This window comes from Cupriavidus sp. BIS7, assembly GCF_000292345.1.
Lineage (GTDB): Bacteria > Pseudomonadota > Gammaproteobacteria > Burkholderiales > Burkholderiaceae > Cupriavidus.
In genome coordinates, this window is sequence record NZ_ALOU01000127.1 from 1 (window position 1) to 1,452 (window position 1,452).

Here is a 1,452-nt window from a genome sequence, read left to right on the forward strand (position 1 = left end):
CGTCGGCGCGCTGGCTATCACTACACGTCCCCGATAGCGCTCACCGGACTGGCGGGTTTCCTCGAGGGTGTCGTCCAGTTGCCCCAGCAGCCGTTCCAGCGCCGGCACCAGCGCCGTTCCGGCGTCGGTCAGCACCACCTCTCGTGTCGTGCGATCGAGCAGGCGCACGCCAAGTGCTTCTTCAAGCTCGGCCACACCCCGGCTCACCGCCGGCTGTGTCAGCCCAACGGCATCCGCTGCCCGGCTGAAACTGCCATGCCCCGCTACCGCCAGAAAGACCCGCAACTGCCGCAGTGTGTAATTCATGCAACGATGAGATGAATGGATGAAATAAATGAATTTGCATTCTAGACACGACCAGAGTCCAATACCAAGCGGAAACCCTTACGCACTATCCCCAACCAATGTCTGCCATTCTCGCCCCCTTCAAGAAGATCTATGACCTGATCGACGGGTTCGTGCTGATCATGCTGACCGCCATTGGCGTGGCACTGATCGCACCGGAAGTCGGTACAGGAAACGGCCCGCTGCATCTTGGCGTGGTCACCAATCTCGGTGTTGCGCTGGTGTTCTTCCTGCACGGCGCCGCATTGTCGCGCGACAAGCTCGTTGCCGGTGCAAAACATTGGCGCCTGCACGCGTTCGTGCAGGCGTTCACGTATATCGTGTTCCCGATCATCGGCGCGCTGCTGATGCTGTCGCTGCGCAACACGTTGCCGCCCGAACTGCTGCTTGGCGTGTTCTACCTGTGCGCGCTGCCGTCTACCGTGTCGTCGTCGGTGGCGATGACGTCGATGGCACGCGGCAATGTGCCCGGCGCCATCTTCAACGCCACGATCTCGGGCCTGATCGGCATGGCACTGACCCCGCTGCTGATGGGCCTGGTGATCAGCGCCAGCGGCGCGTCGATGCCGCTGGGCCGCGCGCTGATGGGCGTGGCGCTGCAACTGCTGCTGCCGTTCGCGCTGGGCCAGGCTGCACGTCCGCTGATCGGCAACTGGCTGGCGAAGAAGAAGCAGATCACCAACAAGATCGACCGCGGCGTGATCGTGCTGATTGTCTATTCGTCGTTCTGTGATGCCACGGCTGCCGGCCTGTGGCACCAGTACCACTGGCAGACCATCGGTGCGGTGATGGGTATCGCTGCCGTGCTGCTGTTCGTGATCCTGGGCACCACCACGTTCACCGCGCGCCGCCTGGGCTTTTCGGTGGAAGACGAGATCACGGCCGTGTTCTGCGGCTCGAAGAAGAGCCTGGCCAACGGCATCCCGATGGCCAAGATCCTGTTCGCGGGCCATCCGGCCCTGGGCCTGCTGGTACTGCCGTTGATGGTGTACCACCAGTTGCAGTTGATCGTCTGCTCGGTGATAGCCGCACGTTACGCGAATCGCGATGACGTGGATGCTCGCGACGCCGTACGGGCTTGATGGTTGTTGCTCCCCTCTCCCGCAC

The 1,452-nt window shown here is 62.6% G+C and carries 2 protein-coding genes; one reads left to right on the forward strand and one right to left on the reverse strand.

Annotated features, from left to right (window positions below):
- Nucleotides 1-306, reverse strand: a 306-nt coding sequence (locus B552_RS0126840; RefSeq protein ID WP_019452152.1) for a LysR family transcriptional regulator, incomplete at its 3' end; no start/stop codon positions are given.
- A gap of 98 nt (nt 307-404) precedes the next feature.
- Between B552_RS0126840 and B552_RS0126845 the strand changes: the two genes are divergently transcribed.
- The gene (locus tag B552_RS0126845) at nt 405-1,427 is read left to right on the forward strand and encodes a bile acid:sodium symporter family protein (protein WP_019452153.1); all 1,023 of its coding nucleotides are present in this window, start codon (nt 405-407) and stop codon (nt 1,425-1,427) included.
- Nucleotides 1,428-1,452: the final 25 nt, after the last annotated feature.